The following is a 21,716-nucleotide window of genomic DNA, read 5'->3' as shown; positions in this document are numbered from 1 at the left end:
ATGGCGCCCACGCCCATGAAGATCAGGCAGGGATAGATGCCCAGCTTCACGCCCAGATACAGGATGTCGATGAGGCCCACAGAAATGCTTTCCCCCACAGTTACAGAAGCCAATACCGCCTCTGAAACGCCCAGACCGGCCATTTCGTCCAGGAAGGCCTGGGTGATGGGACCGCCGCCGATCAGATCCCAGTGGACATGGCCGCCGGCGAAGAAGATCTCGTGGAACATATTGGCGCCGGGCAGATTGGTCATCAGCATGCCAAAGGCGATGGTGACCATCAGCAGCGGCTCAAACTTCTTGCCGATACCGAGATACAGCAGGAAACAGGCGATACAGAGCATGATGAGGTTTTTCCACCCGCCGTCCTGCAAAAGCAGGGTAAAGCCTGTATCGTTGACAAAATTCAGGATAGCTTCCATCGTACGCCCTCCATTACTGGATGACGCACAGCAGGGTTCCGGATTCCACTGCGGCGCCCTTGGAGGTGTTCACGGAGACGACGGTGCCGTCGCAGGGGCACATGATCTCGTTTTCCATCTTCATGGCCTCCAGGATCATCAGCACGTCGCCCTTCTTCACAGCCTGTCCCTGGGCCACGTTGACGGCCAGGATAGTGCCGGGCATGGGAGCGGACACCTGCTCGCCGCCGGCCGGAGCGGCCGCCGCGGGGATGGGTGCGGCAGCGGGAATTGTTGTGGAGTATGAAGTGGAGATGGTCTCCAACTCCACTTCATAGCTGACATTGTTGACAGTGACTTTATATTTTTTCATGATTGTCTGAACCTTTCTAATCAAATGGTTTTCAGGGAAGAAATGCGGATGTTTGACAGCGAAATACCTGTCTCTTCTGCAATGACAGCGGAAATCGCGGCGACCAGTTCCTGCGAACAAGACGCTGACGCAGTGTCTTTAGCACCAGTTTGTGGGGAAACCGCTTTTTTTGCACGCATATTGCATAAGAGACCTATTCCATATGTTAAGAAGATCAGACAAATCAGTCCCCCAAAAACGACCCCCATTCCCATTAGGCAGACAAAAAGATTTGAATATTCCATTAGAGAGGGCTCCTATCAAGAAATTTGCTGGATGTAAGTTTTGCGGCAGACAGCCTGCTGTGTTAGAAAATGCCTTGTGCCATCATGGCGTCGGCCACACGCTGGAAGCCTGCAATATTGGCACCGGCTACCAGGTTGTAGCCAAGGCCATATGTCTCAGCAGCGTCCACACTCATCTGGTAAATGGTGTTCATGATCTGGTGCAGCTGCTTGTCCACCTCTTCCTCAGTCCAAACAAGACGTTCACTGTTCTGGGCCATTTCCAGTGCGGAGGTCGCCACGCCGCCGGCGTTAACGGCCTTGGAGGGGGCCACAACGATGCCGGGCTGTTCCATCAGGAACTTCAGAGCGTCATTGGTGGTGGGCATATTGGCGACCTCGATATAGTACTTTATGCCGTTGGCTGCGATCTGCTTGGCCTGCTCCAGATGCACGTCGTTCTGCATAGCAGAGGGCATACAGATATCCACTTTCACATTCCAGGGCTTCTCTCCGGGGAAGAACTCAACACCAGGGAAATTGTCAGCATAATCCTGCACACGGTTGCGGCCAGAGGCACGCATTTCCAGCAGATAGTCGATTTTCTTCTCTGTGGTAACACCGTTGGGATCATAAATATATCCGTCAGGTCCAGATAAGGTGACTACCTTGGCACCCAGCTGGGCTGCTTTTTTACAGATGCCCCAGGTCACGTTGCCGAAGCCTGCGCAGGCAATGGTCTTACCCTTGATATCCTCACCGAAGTGCTTCAGCACATTTTCCAGATAATAGACTGCGCCGTATCCGGTGGCCTCGGGACGAACAAGAGAACCACCATAGCTAAAGCCTTTGCCGGTGATCACACCATTTTCAAATGCGCCTTTCAAACGGCGGTATTCACCGTATAGATAGCCGATCTCCCGGGCACCGACACCCATATCGCCGGCAGGCACGTCCACATCGGGGCCGATGTAGCGGTACAGTGCCTGCATGAAGCTCTGGCAGAAGCGCATAATCTCTGCGTCGGACTTGCCAGCGGGGTCGAAATCGGAGCCGCCTTTGCCGCCGCCGATAGGCAGCCCTGTGAGGGAGTTTTTAAAGACCTGTTCAAAGCCAAGGAATTTCATGATGCCGGGATAAACATTCTTTTGGAAGCGCAGGCCGCCTTTATAGGGACCGATAGCGCCGTTGAATTGGCAGCGCCAACCGGTATTGGTGTGCCAGGTGCCATCATCGGCTTCCCAGCAGACACGGAATGTAAACATCCGCTCGGGTTCTACCATGCGGCTTAGCAGGTCGGCTTTTTCATACTCGGGATGGAGAGAGATCACAGGCTCCAGGGAAGAGAGCACTTCCTCCACAGTCTGGACGAATTCGGGTTCAGTTGCATATTTCTCCTGAACATGTTTGATAACACTTTCCAGATAAGCATTCATTGTTGCGATTCCTCCTGTTTGATAGTGTGTTGGATTTCATACGATCTTTGATATTTCTGCCTGCATAAATATCTTATCATGTCATATCAGACTTGAATAATAGTAATATTGAAATAGAAATACCACGTTTTTTGATAATTTAGAGTTACTGCAAATGGCAGAGATCTATAGATGGTAAATTGTGTAAAAATGGAACCATTGGCCGGATGGACGTATTTACATGAGCGCGGGAAGGTACCCTGCTGGTCCATGCGAAGGATTCAATCAAGCTTTTGATGCAGTGCGTATTCACACGCAGACCGCATAAGTGACAGGGCGGTTTTTGTCGCTTCCGGAGTAAGGGCCGCATGATCTGGTTCAATACTCACACTGCCGTCATAACCGCTGGCTGCGATCGCTTGAAATGTTCTCCTGCAATATGCTTCATCACGCGTGCCGTATAGTCCCCGGCAGATCCCCTCCCCAACGGTGCTCACATGCAGATGTTGTACCCAGGGAATATACGTTTTTAGATCCTCCCAGCTTTCATGCATCGTTTCCATATGATAAAGATCCACTACCAACTGCACATTATCCATGGAGACTTTTTTGACCATCGACAGAGCTTCTGAAGTATAGTTCATATAGCTGCACATCTCTTTTTGTACGGCTTCCAGTAAAATGTTGATTCCGTAAGCGGCTGCAATTTTGCCGGTGATATGTAAAAACATTTCACACTGCCGATCTGCCAAAGCGCGATCAAAACCCTGCGGCAATCGACGTGCCAGCGGAGAACCGATCCCTATGCTTTTTACATGCAGCATAGACGCTTTCTTTATGAGACTCTCGGCATACTTTTGAGTTTCTTCCGGGGATGCAGATCCTCCCACAATTGCCGGCTTGCCTAAACTATATGCATTTAAACGGTCGCAGCCAATGCCCGATTCTTTGATTTTTTTTGTTAGAACAGCAAGCTCTGGTTCAGTTAAAGCCTCCACTTCATATCCGGGAAATTCCACATAATCATACCCGTCTTTTACTACTTGCTCGTATTTGGAAATTGGTATGCAGCATCCAATACGCATTTTCTGTCTCCTTATATGTTTGTGTAAAGCGCATCAACCTGTTTGAAAATATTACGGGTTTACAACATTGATCGGCGCACCCTTGATATATGCCTGCATGTTTGCAATAGTGCAGTCCATGATGCGCTGCCGGCTTTCCTTTGCTCCCCAGGACATATGCGGGGTGATGATACAGTTTTTCGCTTTCAGCAGGGGATTATCTCCACGGATCGGCTCAGTGGAAACCACATCCAGGCCGGCAGCGGCAACCTTTCCAGAGTTCAATGCATCGGCAAGGTCTTTTTCAATCACGATTTGTCCACGGCTGTTGTTGATAAAAATGACGCCGTCTTTCATTTTCGCGATATTTTCCTTGTTGATGAGGCCCGTATTAAAGGGCAGCAGCGGCATATGGACAACGATCACATCAGACTCAGCAAACAGTGTATCCAATTCCACATATTCTGCCACCTTGCGGCCGGCATCATTCTGCCACGCGTCATACGCAATGACACGCATACCGAGCGCTCCGGCGATTTGAGCAGTATGACGGCCAATGTTGCCCAGGCCGATCAAGCCCATTGTCTTTCCATCCAATTCGATAAGCGGGTAGTCCCAGTAGCACCAATCCTGACAATGCTCCCATTTTCCCTCGAAAACAGTTTGACTATGATGTCCGATATGATGGCAGATCTCCAGCAGCAGCGCGATGGCAAACTGGCTGACGGAATATGTGCCATAGACAGGCACATTGGATACCGGGATCCCTTGTTCTTTTGCGTAAGCGACATCGACTACATTATAGCCAGTAGCCAGCATGGCGATAAACTTCATGTTCGGACAAGCGTCGATGACCCTTTTTGTAATGGGAGTTTTATTGGTCAGCACGATTTCGGCATCTCCGATGCGGGCAATGGCTTCGTTTTCATCTGTCAGGCTGGTGCGGTCGTAAACCGTCAGCTCTCCCAACTTTTCAAGGCCCTCCCAGCTCAAATCGCCGGGGTTCTCCGTATAGCCATCCAATACAACGATCTTCATAGTTTCTCTCCCTTCCTGCTCAGTCTTCCAGCAGTGCCCAAGCGCGCTTAATAACGCGCTTGCTGTTTGCCAAAATGATGTCGCAATCCTCATCCGCCCAAGGCTTTACCTCTGTGGACAGAACATAGGGCTTTTCCGCATTAAAAAATCCTTCTTGTTTTAAAACACGGAAGAAGTCTAACAATTCGGCAACGTCATTTGCGCTGTCGGGAAATCCGAAACGGGGATGCAGGTCGCCATAAGCTGTGCAGCCTTTTTTGACGACGGCGTTACCGATGTGAAAATGCGTAATATAAGGGCGCAATGTTCGAATAACAAACTGCGAAGTTTCGTATGTTGTGGGAAAATGGCTCAAATCCACCAGCAGGCCAAAATTGTGGCATTCCATGCATACATCCGCAGCAAAATGGGCAGCCAAAGGTGCGGGACCGATCAAACATGCTTTGTCCATGTCGTAATCAAAGACTTCCAATTCCACCAACATGTTTTTCGATGCGGCGTAATTGCAAACAGCCTTGGTGGTTTTGAGCAGCTGTGCATAAGCTTGGCCCTTTGTTTGAGGCTCCCACTTTCCAGACATAAATGAGATTCCGGCGGCACCGAGATATTCCGCTTCGTCGATTGCCTGCAGAATCAAATTTTCTGCCTGCTGCCTGGCGGTCTCATTGAGATCATTGGGATTCAGCTTGTCTTTCAGCAGCATGGGCTGCGTGGCAAAGCAGATTTTCATATGAGACTGCTGGAGCATATGGCGGACCTGCTCGAGGTCTCCTTTTGGCGTATGACTCAGCTCTATGGCATTAAAAAAGTCATCGCAGGCCATTTCCCTGATCGATTCCGCAAAGTCCCGCTTATCCGCTGGATAGCTCATCCATTGAAGTGTGCCTACTTGAAAATATTTATAAATTGATTCTTTCATTGTGCCTTTACCTTTCTTAGCGACTATTTTTCATGAGGGAGATCGTAAAGCTGCGCTGAGAATATACGCTTAACGGTTTGGTTAAGGCATCCATTTTGAAATGAATGCCAAGATCTGAGGGAAAATACCGGTTACAACGACCATGCGGAACACCTGCATGACCAGGAGATCTGTGTTTTCAACACCTAGGTCGGCAGCGATGAGTGCCATGTCACCGCCTCCGGCGGGAATGACGGATAAAAAGGCGGCTTTCTTTTCGAATCCAAAAAGTCTCTGCATGGCCTTGCCAAGTAATATCCAGTATATAAAGTAGCCGGACACGATCAGCAGGATGGGGATCAGCAGCCCGGGGAGAGAGATGAGGTCCTGCTTGGAAATATGGCCGCCAATATAGGAACCAGCCAGGACTTGAGCGCTTCGTTTGATGCTGAGCGGCAGAACAAGCTTTGGCATACAAAGCTTACAAAGCATCGTTAGAAGCATGGAACCGACAATGGTTCCGCCAGGGATGCCGATCCATTTTCCCAATAGACTGCCGGATATTGCTGCTGCCAGCATGAATAAGCAAGTCCATATGCCTCCCGCATCCTGCTTTTTTGCCGGGGAGTCATTTGGCTTAACGATTTTTGAACTGAACGAGTGATTTGGAATATGATGGGGATCATCTTGCATGAAACTGAGCAGGAGCGGAAAAGCAATGATGCTTAAACTCATGCGGACAAACTGCAGGAGTGCCACCTGGGTCATATCTCCACCCATCTCTGCCGCGATGATCGGTGCCGAGTTTAAAGCGCCCGGCAGACAGCAGATCAGTGAGGTGACGATGTCCAGCGAAGAAAAACGATAGATCAAAAGCCCCACGGTGAGGTTTACCGTAATTAGACCGCTGAGCAACAGCCCCAGCGGTTTCATCAAAGCCGGTAATCTCGCCAAGTCATCCCGGCTGAACCCAAATCCGATTGCGGCACCACTCACAGCCTGGGAGAAAAAGCGGATCGCATCGGGAACACGGGCCATTCCAGTGGCAATATTGAAAGCCGCGGTCCCAATGATGGCACCGATCATGATGCCTGCCGGCAGCTTTTTATGAAAGAAAAAGTATCCGCTAATAGCTCCAATTGCTATTGTGAAAAGCAGATTTATCATAAAATGCCCCTATAAATGAGGTATCTGCCACTGGTGGCTTCCCAGTGGCAGATACTTGAAAAATATATTATTTGAGAATGCCGCGATCCTTATAGAATTGTTCAGCAGCAGGATGCCAAGGAACTACTTGGTTGTTCAGGACTTCTTCGTCAGAGGCATTGCCGGCCAGAGGATGAGCGGCCTTAAATGTCTCGGCATTATCATAGAAGCAGGTCAGAATATCGTAGATCATCTGATAGTCAGCATCCTTAGAGGTGCACCAGATGTTGTACAGGCCGCAGGTCTGGGCTTCATCATTGCCATTATAGCAATCGGCTTCAATAACGACGTCCTGATAGGCAGGATTCAGTTCCTTCAGTTTATCACGCACATCGTCTGGGATGCTTAAAAGCTTGTATCCGCCGATGGCAAACGCAGCTTCCTGGTGAGCAGGCTGGTTATCAGGAGTGATATCAAAAATGAAATCAATGGAACCGTCCTGAATGGCGTTGCACAGATCGGGGCGGGACATAACCTCAACAGAAGCGAAATCGCTCTCGGACATTCCGTAGGCCTCTAGCAAGTAAGCCCAACCATAGTTGTAGGTGCTGCCGGCCAGTATACCAACGCGCTTGCCCTTTACGTCTTCGAAGCTGTTGATGGAATCATCGTCGAGGGGAGCGATCAGGTTCATCTTTGTACCATTTGCGCAGCCGACATACCGCAGGATATCAGTTGCTTCAGGAACGTCTACCCAACCTCTGGTATTGTTATTGACGGAGATTGCGTCATCGCCCTGAACAGAGATAAACTGCGCATCACCAGCTACCAGCATCTTGGCATTTTCAACGCCGCCAGTCGTCACTTCAGGCGTTACGGTATAGCCGTCGTACAGTTCACTGAGGACGCCGCCCATAACAGTACCGGTGATATAGCAAGCGCCGGAAGAGCTGCCAGCGGCCCAGTGGATGTCAATAGGAGTGCGGGTAGGGGCGTTTTCAGAGGTTTCCTTCTCAGAGTCAGCGGGGGCAGAAGGGGGTGTGGTAGTGCTCTTATCGCTGCTGCAGCTGGCACAAAATGCCAAGAGCATCACCAATGCAAGAGACATTGCCAGGAAGCGGGAACTCAGTTTTCTCATTTCTTTTCTCTCCTTTTTTGTGTGTTTATTTTGCAGGCCGCTTATAAAAAGCGGAACCCCTGGCCTTTAAGAAAGCGCGTGTGCTTGCTGTCGTTTAAATCTGTTGATATAGAATGTATGGATCACGATAAGCAGAAGAATGCCGAAAACGTCTGTCAAGAAGCTGGGACTGATTAGGCACAGGGCGGCAATAGCAGAAAGGATCCGACCAAAACCATTGAGGGGAGCTGTCCAGATATAGCCCTCCAGCGCACAGGCCAGACAATAGATGCCCACAATTGCGCCAATGGTAGCTACGATGATCTCCAAGGGTGTGCCATTCATCAGAAGAACATCGTTGAAAACAAAGAAGAACGGAAGTATAAAGCCACCAGCTGCCAGTTTAAATGCTTGCATGCCGCATTTGCTCGGATTGCAGTTGGCGATGCCGGCAGCAGCGTAAGCAGCCATAGCGACAGGCGGTGTAACATTGGAAATGATGCCGAAGTAGAGCACGAATAGATGTGCGGCCATGATAGGGGCACCCAGTTTAAAGATTGTCGGCGCAACCAGACTGGCCAACAGCAGGTAACATGCGGAAGCAGGCAAGCCCATGCCCAAAATGACGGAGGCCAGCATGGTCAAGAGCAGCAGCACTGTGAAATTTCCGCCGGCCAGCTTTACAAGCACGGAGGAGAGCCTGACGCCCAGACCGGTCCCAGTAACAGTACCGATGATGATACCGGCAGCCGCAGTGGCAATGGCAACGGTGCAGCAGCCGTGAGCTGCGTCATTGACAAATGCCAAGATGCGTTCCTTGGTGAATCGTGTTTCCTTGCTTACGAAACTCAGCAGGATCGTATAGGTGACGGTCAAAATACCGGCGCGCTGCACGGTGGCACCTATTGGGCCAATCAACAGGACCAACAGCACCATGGGGCTGAGTTTCCAGATACCCTTCAGGGTCTCACGCAGCGGCGGCAACTCAGAGCGGTCAACAGACTTCAGACCAGTGCGAAGAGCACGGAGATCGACTTGGAATAGGATGGCAAGATAATAGAGGACCGCTGGTATAAAGGCCGCAACAACGACATCCCAATATTTTACACCTACAAATTCCGCCATCAGGAAAGCCGAAGCGCCCATAACTGGCGGCATAATAGAACCGCCGGTAGAAGAAGTTGCTTCGACAGCCCCCGCGAATTCACCGTCATAACCGACCCGCTTCATCAGAGGGATCGTAAATGTGCCGGTGCCGACCACGTTGGCAACTGCGGAACCGGAAATCGATCCAAACAGTGCGGAAGATACGACTGCAACCTTGGCAGGACCGCCTCGAAAGCCGCCCAACAATGCGTTTGCCAGTTCACACATATAGGAGCCGACACCTGTGACGGAAAAGAGAGATCCTAAGATGATGAATGTGGCAATAAATGTGGCAGACGCGGTAAGTGGTGTGCCAAAAATACCCTCTGAGGTAAAAGCAATCAAATGTACGAACCGGTTGACTTTCATGCCGCCATGGGAAAGCAGAGCGGGGAAGAGTTTTCCAAAGAAGGCATAGAAAACAAAGAATGCGACGACGATGGACATGACCGGGCCGACCTTGCGCCAACAGCAGACCATCAGAACGACGATCATAATGATGCCAACGACCTTCATGGCTGCTGTAAATGTCGTTGTGTCCACTGCCAGGGTCCTTGCGATAGAACTGAGGTAGAACACCACTACAAAGCCGAACAGCAGCATCAATAGGTCAAATACGCAGAAAAGCTTACCAAATTTCTTTTTTCTGTCCTCTGCAAACAAGCCGACGGCGATAATGGAAATCATGAGCCCCAGGTGCACGGCCTTTTGCGCAATACCAAACAGATTACCAAAGTAGGCTGTATATAGTTGAAAAACTACAAATACGATACATAGAGCAAGTTCTAATCTCTTCAAAATCTTTTCCATAAAAGCTCCATTTCTTGCCGGAAAAGGTTCTCCAGCACAAACAAAAGTGAATGAATTAATTGTGCGCAATCCACAAGTAAGTTTGATATCAGTGAGCGAGTCAGCGCATTGTCTCAGCGGTCGCTTTGAGCGTTTGCTGCAGCCTCTATGCATATCAGAAATAGTTGGTGCGCTGGGAGCGTATTTGTGGTGTGTCATCCCTCCTTGCTGAAAAAGATTAGGAACCTGAACTTATAAGTTAAGTGTGTTGCGCTTCATAAATCAGAGATGTTATTGCATCAGAAATTACGAAGATTACGAACATCTTTTTAAGAATTGCTGCATATCTGCATGAATCTTGATTATTATCTTAATCTCTGTTTTATCACTTTTGCAAACAAAAAAACCAAATATTATATATTTGATAAAGAAATATTTGTACAATTTGTGAAAGCGGAGGGGCTAAATATACAACTGCTTGTACAAGAATCGTCCTCGGTGGAGTTTTTTTGCTCACACGCGTTTGGCTTGTATACAGTGAAGTAAAGTAAATATTTCTTACATATAGAATCGATTAACAGAACAAAAAATTCAAAAAAATGCGGATATGTTTTGGGAAATATCGTTCTCCCTGTAAAAATAGACATATTGCTTTTTGCGATTTTATTGATTTGATAATCAAATTTCTGCTCTCTTGTAAACGGAGTATCTGCATGATACGATTTTGTCATATGATATTGGAGCTTTGATCTACTTCCGTGATTGGACACTAATTTGGAGAGGAGCGTTATCAATGGCTTCGAAATATGCGTTTGCACCTAAAAAATATGCGCACTTTTTCCGACACCCCGAAGCTTATTATATGAAGCCCTTCCGTATTTTCGGGAATCTGTGGTTTGTGGGAAATCAAAATGTGGGCGCCCACCTGCTGGAGACAGGCAAGGGCCTGATTCTGATCGATACCACATATCCTACGACAAGGGCCTTGCTGGTGCAGGCGATTTGGGAAGCGGGCTTTGATCCGCGTAACATCCGATATATTCTGCATACCCATGGACATTTTGATCACTTCGGCGCTACGAAATTTTTAGCATCCATTTCAGGCGCCAAGACTTTTTTAGGTGCGAAGGATGCGCGCATGTTCCGGGAACGGCCAGAGCTGGCACTGGTGCAGAATGGGCACTATACCGCCGTGCCGCTTTTCAAACCGGATGTGGAGCTGCAGGACGGCGATATTATTGAGTTGGGCGGTACCAGGATACGTGCTGTTTCGACACCCGGCCACACAATGGGCACCATGGCATATTTTGTTGAACTGGAGGAGGATGGAAAGACACAGGTGGCCGGGCTGTATGGCGGCATTGGACTAAATACCTTGTGCTGTGACTTTATTGAGGAATACCGAGTGCCTGAATATCGGAAGCACTATATTGCCAGCCTGGAAAAGGTGCGCCATGAACCTGTCACTATAACTCTGGGGAATCATACGAGTCAGAATCAGACCGTGGAGAAATATAAAAAAATGGCGGAAAACCCTGATGGCAGGAATCCCTTCATTGATCCCGCAGAGTGGGAACGCTTTATTGTACACGCCGAGCAGCGCTATTTTCAGATGTTGGAGGAAGAGCGGACAGGGAAGGATCAGCTTTAAAGGGCTGGGCAGATAAACGCAGAGACGCGGCGGACAAAAATTTTTTGATAGGTTTATTTTAAAGCAGTCACAGAAAAAAGCAGCAAGGGGGAGCGAGCCCCCTTGCTGCTTTTTTTCTGTTCTTTCAAATTCTTGCCCTAATGTAAAACAGCCTGCCCTGAACCTGTTTAAGAAATACTGTAAAAGGCAGCTATCCCTTTTTATAACGGCCTTTCCAAAATTGGAGCGCCGCATTCTTCCTGGAATTTGCAGAAGCATTGATTGAATATTGCAAGCGATTTTTTTCGTTCTTCCATTGGTTCATTGTGGGTGATGAGATAGGTAATGCGCTCTGGCGGAGGGCTTTGAATCTCATGCAGTTCAATGCGGTAGGCCTTGCGCAGATAATCTGCAATGGATACTGGACATACTGTCCAGTATCTCTGGTCTGTCATGAAACGGAGCAGCAGAGAGGTAGTGTCCACAGTTATGGAAGGCCTGATACCCGCCCCCCATAGGCTGTTGTGCCAGGCCCGGAATTCTGGACTCCAGGAAAAAAAGACCTCATTTCGGATATCCAAAGTAGAGACGTCTACAGGACCGCTTGCGGTGATCATGCCCGTTTGGCAAACAAGATACATCTGCTCACGGAAAACGGGCCTGCAGCATATGCGCGGAAGATTCAGCGAACGTACTGAAAATGCGACATCCAACTGACGCTGGTCAACCATGTTATATAAAATATCTGAATTTCTGCAAATGATGCTTAGCTGGATATTTTTATCTGCATTTATAATATCTTCAAACAGGGGAGGGAATGTGCCGATTGCCAAGCTTTCTATACAACCGATAGCCAGGGGAATGGTTGGCTCCTCTTTTACCATGATATCGGTTTCTCGCCATAAATTGAGCAGTTTTTCGGCGACAGAAAGAAATTGTTCTCCCTTTGGCGTTAATGCTACACCATTGATCCCTTGCTTACGGATCAATAGGGGGCCTCCAAGCTCATATTCCAGTTTCTGAATTCTTTGGCTTACGGTAGATTGTGCCACAAATAAAGAATTTGCTGCCTTGGATACGCTTTTTTGCGTCACAACTGCAAGAAAGGTTTCAACATCGGAATATCTCAACAGGAACCCCTCTCTTTCTAATAATGGGCTTTGCGTAGTTGCTGAATTATAATGGAGAGCCCGCAGCATTTGCTTTCATGTGTGTTCTCTTATGCAACACATATTTTGTATTATAGCAACAATATGTTTTGGTTTCAAGAGATATAATTTCCCAGAAAAAAGGGACAACATTTTGACATCCCGCCAGAAAAAATGATGAAAGTGCCAGCCCTGCTGTGCGTCAGCTTCAAAGTGGGGGCAAGTCTCTGCTTCTCTGGCGGGATAAAATAACGCTCCAAATGATTAATATGATGAGAAATATTAACTTTTCCAATATTATATATCTTGAATGATTGTTTGAATTTGAATTTTCTTTGATATAAGATGTGAACAGTAATTGCTGCATATTGATCTGAATTTGGAAAATTTTGAAGTACAGGAGGAGTGTTCATGGCAACAACAGAGCTCTCTAAAAGGATGAGTCGATTCAGCGGTTCCCCAACGTCTGCTTTACAGGTCCGGGTCTCTGAGCTTAAACGGCAAGGAAAAAATATTATCTCTTTAAGCGTCGGTGAGCCTGATTTTGATACCCCCAACTATGTGAAAGTCGGCGGCATCAAAGCAATCGCCGACGGATTTACCAAGTACACTCCCGGAAACGGTATTTTCGAACTGCGTGAAGCGATTGCCAATAAGCTTCAGACAGAAAACAACATCGAATGCACTCCGGATAACATTTGTGTATGCGTGGGAGCTAAGCAGGCTGTTTACAGCAGCTTGATGGTTCTTTGCGATGCTGGCGATGAGGTCATTATTCCCGTTCCCTGCTGGGTTAGCTATACCGAGATGGTCAAGCTCTCCGGAGCGACGCCGGTCCTGGTACCTTGCAAGAGTGATTTTGACCTTGATATGGAAGAAATCAAGAAGGCTATCACGCCCAAGACCAGAGCTATTATCATCTGCACGCCGAACAATCCCACCGGTGTCGTTTACTCCAAAGAAACTTTAGCGGAACTTGGCGCTTTGGCTGTTGCGCATGACTTTTTCATTGTTGCTGATGAAATTTATGAAAAGCTGGTTTATGACGGGAACGAGCATTTTAGTGTGGCCTCTATTTCTAAGGAAATTGCTGATCGAACGGTCACGATCAATGGCTTTTCCAAGTCTTACGCAATGACGGGTTGGCGCATTGGCTATGTGGAAGCCCGCAAAGATATCATCAAAGGCGTCATGTCGTTCCAGAGCCAGGTCACTTCTTCAAACTGCTCAATCTCTCAGAAGGCTGCGCTCACCGCGATCACCGGACCTCAGGATGATCTTGCCGCCATGGTAAAAGAATTCTGCAACCGCAAAAATTATGTTTTTGAGCGTGTGAGCAAGATCCCAGGGCTTTCCTGTCCTGAACCCAAGGGCGCATTTTATGTTTTGGTTGATGTGAAGGCCTATTTTGGAAAGAGCTACCAGGAGTGGAAAATCAATAACGCGGTTGATCTGTGCGAGTATCTTTTGGTAACGCAGCTGGTGGCGTCTGTTCCTGGTGAAGCCTATAATCTTCCTGGGAAAGTTCGCTTTGCCTATGCCACGTCTATGGAAGACTTGAAAACGGCATTTGACCGCATTGAGGACGCACTGGCCAAACTGCAATAAATTTTAGAAAAATATGATACTGTACTGCAAAGTTTGCTGAAGGTATGAAAACATGGATGGTTTTTTTGTAAATATTCCGGGAGCACAGACCAGTGTTCAGGATGAAGGACGCTTTGGCTATCAATGGAGCGGTATGTGTCCCTCTGGCGCGATGGATATGCATTCTCTTCGGGTTGCCAATATTTTGGTTGGCAATAAGATGAATGAAGCGGGACTGGAAGTGACCTTGACTGGACCCGACATGACGTTTATGACGGATGAGGTGATCGCTATTACAGGAGCGGACATCTCTCCAATGCTGGATGGCACGCCGATTCCCATGTATTGTGCGATTTCCGTCAAAAAAGGACAGCACGTCCATTTCGGCGCTCGAAAAACAGGCTGCCGTGCATACATCGCTTTTGCAGGCGGCTTGGATATCGAACCGATGTATGATAGCCGTTCCACGTGGGTCCGGATCAATATCGGCCCGATCGATCACGCGCTTCGGAAAGGGGACATGATCGGTTTCCGGGCTCCCAGTGCTTCGCTTCCGCAGATGGCCGCCCGCTCAATTGCGCCTGAAACGATAGAGAGCAAGGATATAGAGATCAGAGTGCTTTTAGGGCCTCAGGATGATTTGTTCACTGAGGAGGGAATTGCCAATTTCTTTGGTAAGGACGGCTATAAAGTTTCAAATCTCTGCAACCGTCAGGGATATCGGCTGGAGGGCCCCAATGTTGAATTGATAAAAAAGGGCAGTATTGTTTCCGACGGTATTGCAAAGGGCGCGATCCAGGTGCCGCCCAGCGAACAGCCGATCATTCTTCTGAGCGAGCGGCAAAGCACAGGCGGATATGCGAAGATCGGTAATGTGATCTCCGTGGATATCCCCAAAGTTGGCCAGGCAATAGCGGGTTCCCGCCTACGCTTTAAAAAGGTCTCTATTGAAGAAGCGCAGCGGTTGCTTGCTGATGAGGCGGCTTATCTTGAGAATTTGGAATCCAGGATAAAAGAAGCGAAGCCGACGGAATACCGTGTGAAGATCAATCAGAGCGTCTATCATATTGCCATTCAGGAAATGGCCTGAGAGTGTTGTGGGAGAAGATATGAATTTGATTGAAGAGCGCGTAAAGATTTTATGTTGCGGCGACAGTGCAATTGCCGTCCAGTTTGGTGAAACTGCGGATATTGAGACGAACTTGATGGTTCGGGCATTGGATTTAGCGTTAAAAGAGCACCGTATTGCCGGTATTGTTGAAACAGTTCCAACGTATCGTTCTGAAATGATTCACTATGATCCCTTGGCAATCAACTATCAAAAGCTATGCGAAGCGTTGAAAGAATTGATGAAGCAGGTGGATTGGAGTTCGATCAAGCCGTCCAATGAGGTGGTAGTGGTCCCCATTTATTACAAAGATCCAAAAACAGAGGTCAAATCCGTAGCTGAGTATGAACACATTTCTGAAGAAGATGTGATTCGTATCCATACCAACCGCTATCATTATGCATTTATGATGGGGGTTGCTCCTGGCACTGTATATCTGAGCAGTCCGACTGGAAGTTTTACAATTCCACGCAAATCTGTCCCCGTCCCTAAGCCTTACGCCAGCAGTATACAAATTTGGTCTACACATACAACGATCAGCCCATTCCATTCTCAATCCGGTTGGCACATGATCGGGCGTGCACCAGCCGCATGCTATAATCCGAAGCGGCCTGATGACCCATTTTTGGTTACGCCTGGACAGTGGGTGAAATTCCGCTCTATTGAGGCGGATGAATTTGAGCATATTGAGCATGAGTTTTTGAATAACCGCTATGAGCGTGAGATCATCCACAAAGATCTCAGTGAATTGCCTTTTAACAAATGCTCCTAAATCAAATTACATAAGAAAGGATGCGAGTACTTATGCGTTATATCGACATCAATTCTGATCTTGGCGAGAGTTTTGGCAACTATAAGTTAGGGGATACTGCTGCGATCCTCGACATCATTTCCTCTGCAAATCTGGCATGCGGTTTTCATGCCGGCGACCCGATGGTCATGGATAAAACTGTTGAGATGTGTGTTGAAAAGGGTGTGGTGATCGGCGCACATGTGGGTTATCCCGATCTGCAGGGCTTTGGCCGCCGTAAAATGGACCTTTCATTCGACGAAATATACAATTTTACTTTGTACCAGTTGGGGGCTTTGGAGGCATTCACTCGTGTGCACAACACAAAGATCCGCCACGTCAACGGCCACGGTGCATTGGGAAATCTTTCCCACAAGGACGATAAGGTCGCCCACGCCATTGTTAAGGCGGCACACGACTTTGATCCGTCTCTTTTGATTGCCGCTCCCCGGGAGAGTTCGTGTATGGTCAAATATGCCCGGGAGTATGGCATGGGCATTATTTCCAACCTGTTCCACATTGATCGGAACTATGAGGAGGACCTATCGCTGGTTCCACGCGGCACGCCTAAGGCTATGATCGAAGATGAAAACTATGCATTGGAACGAGTCATCCGCGCCGTCAAGGAGCGCCGTGTGTATGCTGTTACCGGCAAGGACATTGAGATCGCACCTCCTAAGAGGGTCCTGATCCATGGCGACCAGACAAAGGCTCTTCTGTTTGCCAAAAAGCTCCGCGATTCTCTGGAGGCCGAGGGCATTGGAATTTGCTATTGCGCAGATATGCCTGAGGAACAGTGACACAAGCAGGTTTCTTTCATTAAACCAAACAACAATTTTGACATTCAGGAGGTTATTACAATGGCAAAAGATTATTTTGGAAGAATGGGTTTCCGCTTCCGCCCCGAGATTGAACGGCCTGATCCCAAGTGGGCAAAGAAGCTGATGGAAGAGGAATACAGCACGCCCTACCTGTCTGACGGCATGAATAAGCTGTATACCATGGACATGGGAATTCACCAGTTGTTCTGCGCGCCTAAGATGGCCGGTCCTGCAGTTACGGTCAAATGCTGCTCCGCCGATAATCTGGCTCTGCATAAGGCTTTTGACTATGTTAAGCCCGGCGATGTGCTGGTTGTTGAGACCCAAAGAGGCTATGGCTATGCCGTCTGTGGAGACATCATGGTTAGTATCATGATCAAATTGGGCGTTGCGGGTTTGATCGTGGATGGCTGCGTTCGGGATATTGAAACCATCAAGAACATGGGCCTGCCCGTATTTGCGCGCGGTACAGTGTGCGGCGCAGGACACAAGGATGGCCCCGGCGAGGTTAATTTCCCCATCTCATGCGGCAATATCGTTGTGAATCCTGGTGATTTGATTTTCGGTGACGAAAATGGCGTTGTATGCGTGCCTAAGGAGGACATTGAGGAGACCATGGCTGGCGCTGACAAGAAGCGGATGGCTGACGAAGCGCGTATCGCTGGTATTGCGCGCGGCGAGATCCTCAGACCCGGCCTGAACGATTACCTGCGTTCAAAGGGCATTCTGGAATAATTGAACAGTTGCCATGCAGGAGAGGATCCAGAAATATTTTCGCATCGGGACGATTTCAGCAGTCAGCTTTCCCCTTGTAAAGCCCGCTGATATTATCAAGAAGCTTGCGGCTGATGATTTTTTCGATTTTATTGAATTCGAACACATCTCCTGCAGTGATGATATCCCCCATATCCGCCGCTTTTTGGCGCAGGGGCATTTATCTGCCAGTTATTCGGCGCATTGGGTCGTTTTAGCGAAGAAAATGAACCCAAATGATCTTGACGAAGAGAGACGTAAAGAAGCTGAGACTGCTCTCCTGGAGGCTCTAGAGGAGGCAAGTGTCCTCAGCGCGGCGCACTTTACATTTTTGGCGGGCAGATTCTCCGTTGGACAAGAGGAGAAGGGGCTTATTCAGCTCGAAAAGACAGTTTCGGCTGTCTGCCGCCAGGCCGCGGCTCTGGGAATACAGGTGGAGTTGGAGCTTTTTGACTACGACCTTGACAAATGCTCGCTGCTTGGCCCGGCACCTTTGGCCGCCGCATTTGCAGCGCGAATGAGGGAACAGGTTTCAAATTTTGGCTTGATGGCAGATCTAAGCCATTTTCCTGCCACAAGAGAAAACGCGCGGTTCATCCTGCGTACGCTGCGTTCATATCTGACGCATTTTCATATGGGAAATATCGTTGTGGAGCCTGGGCTGCCCGCCTATGGTGACTTACATCCGCATTTTGGTTTTCCACACAGTGTAAATGATGTCGCTGAATTAGCAGAGTTTTTGTCACTGCTTCGTGAAGAGGGATTTTTCTGTGAGGAACATCCATATCCATTGACCTTTGAAGTGCGGCCACAGGCAGACGAGGATCCTGAAATTGTTCTTTCAAATGCAAAACGGACGCTGCAAAGGGCCTGGAGTCTTTTGAAAGACTGATTTGGGCGGGTTTATGAAGAGTGGAAGTAAAAATATGTAGGGAGTATTTCTTATGGTTGGTTTAAAGGATAAAATTGCTGCGGGCAAAAAAGTAACCGGCACGATGCTCCGCATTGTGCGCAATCCAGCAATTGCATATTTGGCAGATCAAGCTGGAATGGATTTTCTGATGTTTGACTGTGAACACTCCAATTACAGTCTGGAGACGATCCATGACATTTCCTTGACTGCAAACGCACTGGGAATTGCTGTGATGGCCCGCGTTCCGTGTTTGCGCGAGGAGTATATTGCGGAGATGCTGGAAGCTGGATTAGAGGGCATTCAGGTCCCCATGGTTGAAACTGCACAACAGGCAGAGGAGATTGTCAAATATTGCAAATATCCTCCTAAAGGCGCTCGGGGCTTTGCCGCGTTTACGGCAAATACCGGGTACCGGGGCGTCAAACATATTGAGATGATGGAAAAAGCTAATGCCCAAACCGTGGTCATCGCGCAGATTGAGACAAAGTTAGGCGTTGAAAACGCATATGAGATCGCAGCGGTGGACGGCGTGGATATCTTGCTGGTAGGTCCCAATGATCTCTCCATTTCTCTGGGGATCCCCGGCGATGTCAACAATCCAATCGAGTTGGATGCGATCTCCAGGGTCGCCGATGCCTGTGAGGCCAACGGCAAGCTGTTTGCCTTACATGCTGGCCCTGCCATGTGCGATAAGTTTGTGAGCCGGCTGGGTCTGAATATCCAAAAGTTCGATACAGACTTTTTGCTGGAAGGCTTTAAAAACGTGCGCAAATATACAGACGAGAAGCTGAGCTGACCATTTTCCAGAAAAACCTCCCGCAGCTTTGCAGGGAGGTTTTTCTGGCCGATACCCGTGTGTCAAACTCTGGAGGATCAGAGCTTGACGGGCCTGCTTATTTTATTGTGCTGGTATCCAGCAGAATGGAGTGTATTATGCTTGATGAAGCCAAATTGCTGAAAGAGATTCTGGAATTCGATACACCGACTGTTACAAATGTAATCGGTACGTTTCCGGGACAAGAGACGTGCCTGGGCTTGTATAATCCTTGGGAAACAGACTGGTATACGGATGAGACACTGCATTGCATGTTCCCGGAACATGGGCGGAGGGTAGGACATGTTGTTACAGCCGTATATGGTATGCCCGATACGTTTAACCGGCTTGGTTTTGTGGATATCCTGAAAGCGATCGAAGCGACCCCGGGACCTGTTGTGCTGGCGATTAAGCAAAATTTTCCGGAAAACATCAAAAAAAAGAATGGCCTGTTAGGTGGAAATATGCTTACTGCGTATAAGCAGATGGGAGTCTGTGGTATTTTGACAGACGGTCCCTCCCGAGACCTGGAGGAGATCCGCCCACTGGGCATACAATGTATGTTCACTGGTGTTTCCCCCAGTCACGGAAATTTCTCCATACAGGCAGTCAACGTGCCTGTCAATATCTGCGGCATGGATGTCTGCCCGGGAGAGCTTGTTCATATGGATGAAAATGGAGCAGTAAAATTTCCTGCAAACAAGCTGGACGATATCATCAAAAATGCCCGGATATTGCAAGAGAACGAGGACAAGATTCAAGCAGCCATTCGCACGGCTTCGACGCCGGAAGAGATCGCCGCTGCCATGAAACGCAAATGATTACTAGAACGACCCTACCCAATTTGAACAAATCTTTGGCTGTTGTTCGGATTAGGTAGGGCCGTTCTCTGCCTGCTGCCCTGTATAGTCGGATTTTGAGAAAGGCCGATGAAGTAAGGCTTGTTCCAGAGTTTGCATCCTCATATTGCATTATAAACGGAGCAATCATGAATCTTAGTGAAATACAGAACATGGGTCATGATGAGTTTTCTCTTCGATCGAAAATCAATATGCCACTACGACTTTATCGATATTTCCCCAAAAAAGAGCAAGGACAAAGAAACCGGCGAAGAAATCAATTACTCCCTTCAATCCTGCGTATCTGAATTTATTCTCTAGTTTTGGTGAAACCAAGTGCAAATGGTATTCAAATAGTGGGCAAATATCCGCTGTGCGTTTTCGCAGGGGAGGCAATGCCACGTTCAATACGTTAATACGATAATATAGATCTGCTCGGAATGTCCCGTTTTCAATGCAGCGAAGGAGAGCCTTATTGGTAGCGCAGATGACTCGGACATTAATCGGAATGATTTTGCCATCGCCAATTCGCATCAATAATGTCTGACAGAGTATTGGCGCCCTCCCGGGAATCGATGTGAGCGCCCTTGACCTCCAGGTCTGCTTGATATGCTCCGGCGTCAGATCGCCGTATAGGAACGGCGTGTTGTTGGCCATTTCCACCAGGTCGGAAAGGTACTTGCCGGCGATCCCGGCGTCCTTGAACAGCGTGGCAAAGGAGATCTTATCGGTTTCCCGCTGGGCCTAGATCCCATCGCCGCGCCAGTGACTGCCGTAGAGATACCGGGAGAAACGATATTGCCCCAACTACTTCCGAGTGAACTTGAAACCATTGTTTTTGAGGCTTCAAGTGCCGCATTTCCCGCCAAATTTGCAAGCCCAGTTCCCGCAATTGTACCAACAATTCCTGGAAGCCCATTTGAACCGTCCGCTTTTGCAATAGCTTTTAACAGTTGGTTTTCTGTATCTTTGGTAGCTTTTGTTACTAGATTTAGTTGCCGCACAGCTCCGTCATAGTTTGCCTGCGCCATTATAACAATAGATGTTTCAGGCATTTCCGTCTCCCTATTACTTTAAGTGTTGCTGAAATATAACCCGGCAATTTCACCAAATACAGATCGCAATTCAAAATTGATTGTGATATGATAAGAGCAGCAAATTCCGGTTTGTAAGGATGGTACCATGGATATAAAAGATTTAGGCGATACAATTATTAAAATTGGCTTATGTCGTTATGGCCCCAGACAATATCGTTTGTTCCTTTGCACAAGCACTTTCCTTCCTGGTACTGGAGACTATGAGGATGCTCCCGAAATATGCAATGATCGAGAAATGGAATGTTATCGTATATGGTTAGAGGATATGATTAAAACAGATAATATTTGTGCAGGTACCGGGTATTATGAACATCTTTCCGATGCAATCCAAGCAGTGGAAGAAAGTCCCGGATTTGAAAGATGGATAAACTGAAATTCCAGTTTATAGGGCAGTGATCTATTGAGGATGACTGCCCATTTGGTCACTTTTACAGAAAATTTGGAAAATAGGGCGGCAGCAACACCAAAGGTAAAAGGGAGATTTCCGTCACTGTAGGATTACAATACATATTAGACAGTTGAATAAAAAAGGATGAAGGATAAAGCCTCATCGGTTAAAGTTGAGT

23 protein-coding genes are annotated in these 21,716 nt (G+C 48.1%); 10 read left to right on the top strand and 13 right to left on the bottom strand.

Translation table 11 applies throughout. The annotated features are described in order from the left end of the window. From Q0Z69_RS14165 to Q0Z69_RS14120, 10 genes are all read right to left on the bottom strand, one after another. Positions 1–422, bottom strand: a 422-nt coding sequence (locus Q0Z69_RS14165; protein WP_298034943.1) for a sodium ion-translocating decarboxylase subunit beta, incomplete at its 3' end; no start/stop codon positions are given. 13 nt (positions 423–435) lie between these two features. After that, a complete protein-coding gene (locus Q0Z69_RS14160) occupies positions 436–774 on the bottom strand; it encodes an acetyl-CoA carboxylase biotin carboxyl carrier protein subunit (RefSeq protein WP_298034940.1) in 339 nt (112 codons plus the stop codon). A gap of 20 nt (positions 775–794) precedes the next feature. Continuing rightward, positions 795–1,058, bottom strand: a complete 264-nt coding sequence (locus tag Q0Z69_RS14155; RefSeq protein WP_298034939.1) for an OadG family protein — start codon at positions 1,056–1,058, stop codon at positions 795–797. Between the two features lie 62 nt (positions 1,059–1,120). After that, complete coding sequence (gene gdhA / locus Q0Z69_RS14150; RefSeq protein ID WP_298034936.1) at positions 1,121–2,473, bottom strand: NADP-specific glutamate dehydrogenase; 1,353 nt, start codon at positions 2,471–2,473, stop codon at positions 1,121–1,123. 260 nt (positions 2,474–2,733) lie between these two features. Further along, on the bottom strand, positions 2,734–3,537 hold the full coding sequence (locus Q0Z69_RS14145; RefSeq protein WP_298034933.1) for a sugar phosphate isomerase/epimerase: 804 nt from the start codon (positions 3,535–3,537) through the stop codon (positions 2,734–2,736). A 51-nt stretch (positions 3,538–3,588) separates the two neighbouring features. Further along, positions 3,589–4,554, bottom strand: coding sequence for a D-2-hydroxyacid dehydrogenase (locus Q0Z69_RS14140; protein WP_298034930.1), 966 nt, complete (start codon positions 4,552–4,554; stop codon positions 3,589–3,591). Positions 4,555–4,573: 19 nt separating this feature from the next. After that, entirely contained in the window at positions 4,574–5,473 is a 900-nt protein-coding gene (locus Q0Z69_RS14135; protein ID WP_298034927.1) for a sugar phosphate isomerase/epimerase, read from the bottom strand. 81 nt (positions 5,474–5,554) lie between these two features. Further along, positions 5,555–6,619 (bottom strand): AbrB family transcriptional regulator, encoded by a 1,065-nt coding sequence (locus Q0Z69_RS14130; protein ID WP_298034925.1) that lies wholly within the window; start codon positions 6,617–6,619, stop codon positions 5,555–5,557. Positions 6,620–6,686: 67 nt separating this feature from the next. Further along, positions 6,687–7,736 carry a TAXI family TRAP transporter solute-binding subunit gene (locus Q0Z69_RS14125; RefSeq protein WP_298034923.1) on the bottom strand — a complete coding sequence of 350 codons (1,050 nt, stop codon included), beginning with the start codon at positions 7,734–7,736 and terminating at the stop codon, positions 6,687–6,689. Between the two features lie 66 nt (positions 7,737–7,802). After that, entirely contained in the window at positions 7,803–9,671 is a 1,869-nt protein-coding gene (locus Q0Z69_RS14120; protein WP_298034920.1) for a TRAP transporter fused permease subunit, read from the bottom strand. A gap of 772 nt (positions 9,672–10,443) precedes the next feature. Between Q0Z69_RS14120 and Q0Z69_RS14115 the strand changes: the two genes are divergently transcribed. Next, positions 10,444–11,301, top strand: a complete 858-nt coding sequence (locus Q0Z69_RS14115; protein ID WP_298034917.1) for an MBL fold metallo-hydrolase — start codon at positions 10,444–10,446, stop codon at positions 11,299–11,301. A 200-nt stretch (positions 11,302–11,501) separates the two neighbouring features. Here the strand turns inward: Q0Z69_RS14115 and Q0Z69_RS14110 are convergent, their stop codons facing one another. Continuing rightward, positions 11,502–12,410 (bottom strand): LysR family transcriptional regulator, encoded by a 909-nt coding sequence (locus tag Q0Z69_RS14110; RefSeq protein WP_298034914.1) that lies wholly within the window; start codon positions 12,408–12,410, stop codon positions 11,502–11,504. Positions 12,411–12,839: 429 nt separating this feature from the next. On the opposite strand from Q0Z69_RS14110, the gene Q0Z69_RS14105 reads away from it, so the two are divergent. From Q0Z69_RS14105 to Q0Z69_RS14070, 8 genes are all read left to right on the top strand, one after another. Then, a complete protein-coding gene (locus tag Q0Z69_RS14105) occupies positions 12,840–14,036 on the top strand; it encodes a pyridoxal phosphate-dependent aminotransferase (RefSeq protein ID WP_298034913.1) in 1,197 nt (398 codons plus the stop codon). Between the two features lie 52 nt (positions 14,037–14,088). Further along, on the top strand, positions 14,089–15,105 hold the full coding sequence (locus Q0Z69_RS14100) for a biotin-dependent carboxyltransferase family protein (protein ID WP_298034910.1): 1,017 nt from the start codon (positions 14,089–14,091) through the stop codon (positions 15,103–15,105). Positions 15,106–15,124: 19 nt separating this feature from the next. Then, on the top strand, positions 15,125–15,895 hold the full coding sequence (locus Q0Z69_RS14095) for an allophanate hydrolase subunit 1 (protein ID WP_298034907.1): 771 nt from the start codon (positions 15,125–15,127) through the stop codon (positions 15,893–15,895). Positions 15,896–15,927: 32 nt separating this feature from the next. Next, positions 15,928–16,713, top strand: coding sequence for a LamB/YcsF family protein (locus Q0Z69_RS14090; RefSeq protein ID WP_298034905.1), 786 nt, complete (start codon positions 15,928–15,930; stop codon positions 16,711–16,713). 60 nt (positions 16,714–16,773) lie between these two features. Further along, on the top strand, positions 16,774–17,469 hold the full coding sequence (locus Q0Z69_RS14085) for an RraA family protein (protein WP_298034903.1): 696 nt from the start codon (positions 16,774–16,776) through the stop codon (positions 17,467–17,469). Positions 17,470–17,482: 13 nt separating this feature from the next. Next, positions 17,483–18,379, top strand: coding sequence for a sugar phosphate isomerase/epimerase (locus Q0Z69_RS14080; protein ID WP_298034901.1), 897 nt, complete (start codon positions 17,483–17,485; stop codon positions 18,377–18,379). Between the two features lie 52 nt (positions 18,380–18,431). Beyond that, positions 18,432–19,196, top strand: coding sequence for an HpcH/HpaI aldolase/citrate lyase family protein (locus Q0Z69_RS14075; protein ID WP_298034899.1), 765 nt, complete (start codon positions 18,432–18,434; stop codon positions 19,194–19,196). A gap of 137 nt (positions 19,197–19,333) precedes the next feature. Beyond that, entirely contained in the window at positions 19,334–20,035 is a 702-nt protein-coding gene (locus Q0Z69_RS14070; RefSeq protein ID WP_298034898.1) for an RraA family protein, read from the top strand. A gap of 225 nt (positions 20,036–20,260) precedes the next feature. On the opposite strand, the gene Q0Z69_RS14065 is transcribed toward Q0Z69_RS14070, so the two are convergent. Then, positions 20,261–20,587, bottom strand: a complete 327-nt coding sequence (locus Q0Z69_RS14065) for a sigma 54-interacting transcriptional regulator (RefSeq protein ID WP_298034945.1) — start codon at positions 20,585–20,587, stop codon at positions 20,261–20,263. Positions 20,588–20,673: 86 nt separating this feature from the next. Beyond that, positions 20,674–21,108 carry a hypothetical protein gene (locus Q0Z69_RS14060; protein ID WP_298034895.1) on the bottom strand — a complete coding sequence of 145 codons (435 nt, stop codon included), beginning with the start codon at positions 21,106–21,108 and terminating at the stop codon, positions 20,674–20,676. Positions 21,109–21,235: 127 nt separating this feature from the next. Between Q0Z69_RS14060 and Q0Z69_RS14055 the strand changes: the two genes are divergently transcribed. After that, positions 21,236–21,523: a hypothetical protein gene (locus Q0Z69_RS14055; protein WP_298034892.1), complete on the top strand. Its 288-nt coding sequence runs from the start codon at positions 21,236–21,238 to the stop codon at positions 21,521–21,523. Positions 21,524–21,716: the final 193 nt, after the last annotated feature.

The sequence above is a fragment of the uncultured Dysosmobacter sp. genome, from assembly GCF_947631165.1.
Classification (GTDB): domain Bacteria; phylum Bacillota; class Clostridia; order Oscillospirales; family Oscillospiraceae; genus Oscillibacter.
The sequence above is the reverse complement of the archived record's forward strand: the minus strand, read 5'-3'. Positions and strand labels throughout refer to the sequence as shown.

What these genes read in the sequence shown, in the direction of transcription:
- Q0Z69_RS14160 (WP_298034940.1), bottom strand. Translation starts at nt 774, where the DNA reads ATGAAAAAATATAAAGTCACTGTCAACAATGTCAGCTATGAAGTGGAG.
- Q0Z69_RS14155 (WP_298034939.1), bottom strand. Translation starts at nt 1,058, where the DNA reads ATGGAATATTCAAATCTTTTTGTCTGCCTAATGGGAATGGGGGTCGTT.
- gdhA (WP_298034936.1), bottom strand. Translation starts at nt 2,473, where the DNA reads ATGAATGCTTATCTGGAAAGTGTTATCAAACATGTTCAGGAGAAATAT.
- Q0Z69_RS14145 (WP_298034933.1), bottom strand. Translation starts at nt 3,537, where the DNA reads ATGCGTATTGGATGCTGCATACCAATTTCCAAATACGAGCAAGTAGTA.
- Q0Z69_RS14140 (WP_298034930.1), bottom strand. Translation starts at nt 4,554, where the DNA reads ATGAAGATCGTTGTATTGGATGGCTATACGGAGAACCCCGGCGATTTG.
- Q0Z69_RS14135 (WP_298034927.1), bottom strand. Translation starts at nt 5,473, where the DNA reads ATGAAAGAATCAATTTATAAATATTTTCAAGTAGGCACACTTCAATGG.
- Q0Z69_RS14130 (WP_298034925.1), bottom strand. Translation starts at nt 6,619, where the DNA reads ATGATAAATCTGCTTTTCACAATAGCAATTGGAGCTATTAGCGGATAC.
- Q0Z69_RS14125 (WP_298034923.1), bottom strand. Translation starts at nt 7,736, where the DNA reads ATGAGAAAACTGAGTTCCCGCTTCCTGGCAATGTCTCTTGCATTGGTG.
- Q0Z69_RS14120 (WP_298034920.1), bottom strand. Translation starts at nt 9,671, where the DNA reads ATGGAAAAGATTTTGAAGAGATTAGAACTTGCTCTATGTATCGTATTT.
- Q0Z69_RS14115 (WP_298034917.1), top strand. Translation starts at nt 10,444, where the DNA reads ATGGCTTCGAAATATGCGTTTGCACCTAAAAAATATGCGCACTTTTTC.
- Q0Z69_RS14105 (WP_298034913.1), top strand. Translation starts at nt 12,840, where the DNA reads ATGGCAACAACAGAGCTCTCTAAAAGGATGAGTCGATTCAGCGGTTCC.
- Q0Z69_RS14100 (WP_298034910.1), top strand. Translation starts at nt 14,089, where the DNA reads ATGGATGGTTTTTTTGTAAATATTCCGGGAGCACAGACCAGTGTTCAG.
- Q0Z69_RS14095 (WP_298034907.1), top strand. Translation starts at nt 15,125, where the DNA reads ATGAATTTGATTGAAGAGCGCGTAAAGATTTTATGTTGCGGCGACAGT.
- Q0Z69_RS14090 (WP_298034905.1), top strand. Translation starts at nt 15,928, where the DNA reads ATGCGTTATATCGACATCAATTCTGATCTTGGCGAGAGTTTTGGCAAC.
- Q0Z69_RS14085 (WP_298034903.1), top strand. Translation starts at nt 16,774, where the DNA reads ATGGCAAAAGATTATTTTGGAAGAATGGGTTTCCGCTTCCGCCCCGAG.
- Q0Z69_RS14080 (WP_298034901.1), top strand. Translation starts at nt 17,483, where the DNA reads ATGCAGGAGAGGATCCAGAAATATTTTCGCATCGGGACGATTTCAGCA.
- Q0Z69_RS14075 (WP_298034899.1), top strand. Translation starts at nt 18,432, where the DNA reads ATGGTTGGTTTAAAGGATAAAATTGCTGCGGGCAAAAAAGTAACCGGC.
- Q0Z69_RS14070 (WP_298034898.1), top strand. Translation starts at nt 19,334, where the DNA reads ATGCTTGATGAAGCCAAATTGCTGAAAGAGATTCTGGAATTCGATACA.
- Q0Z69_RS14065 (WP_298034945.1), bottom strand. Translation starts at nt 20,587, where the DNA reads ATGCGAATTGGCGATGGCAAAATCATTCCGATTAATGTCCGAGTCATC.
- Q0Z69_RS14060 (WP_298034895.1), bottom strand. Translation starts at nt 21,108, where the DNA reads ATGCCTGAAACATCTATTGTTATAATGGCGCAGGCAAACTATGACGGA.
- Q0Z69_RS14055 (WP_298034892.1), top strand. Translation starts at nt 21,236, where the DNA reads ATGGATATAAAAGATTTAGGCGATACAATTATTAAAATTGGCTTATGT.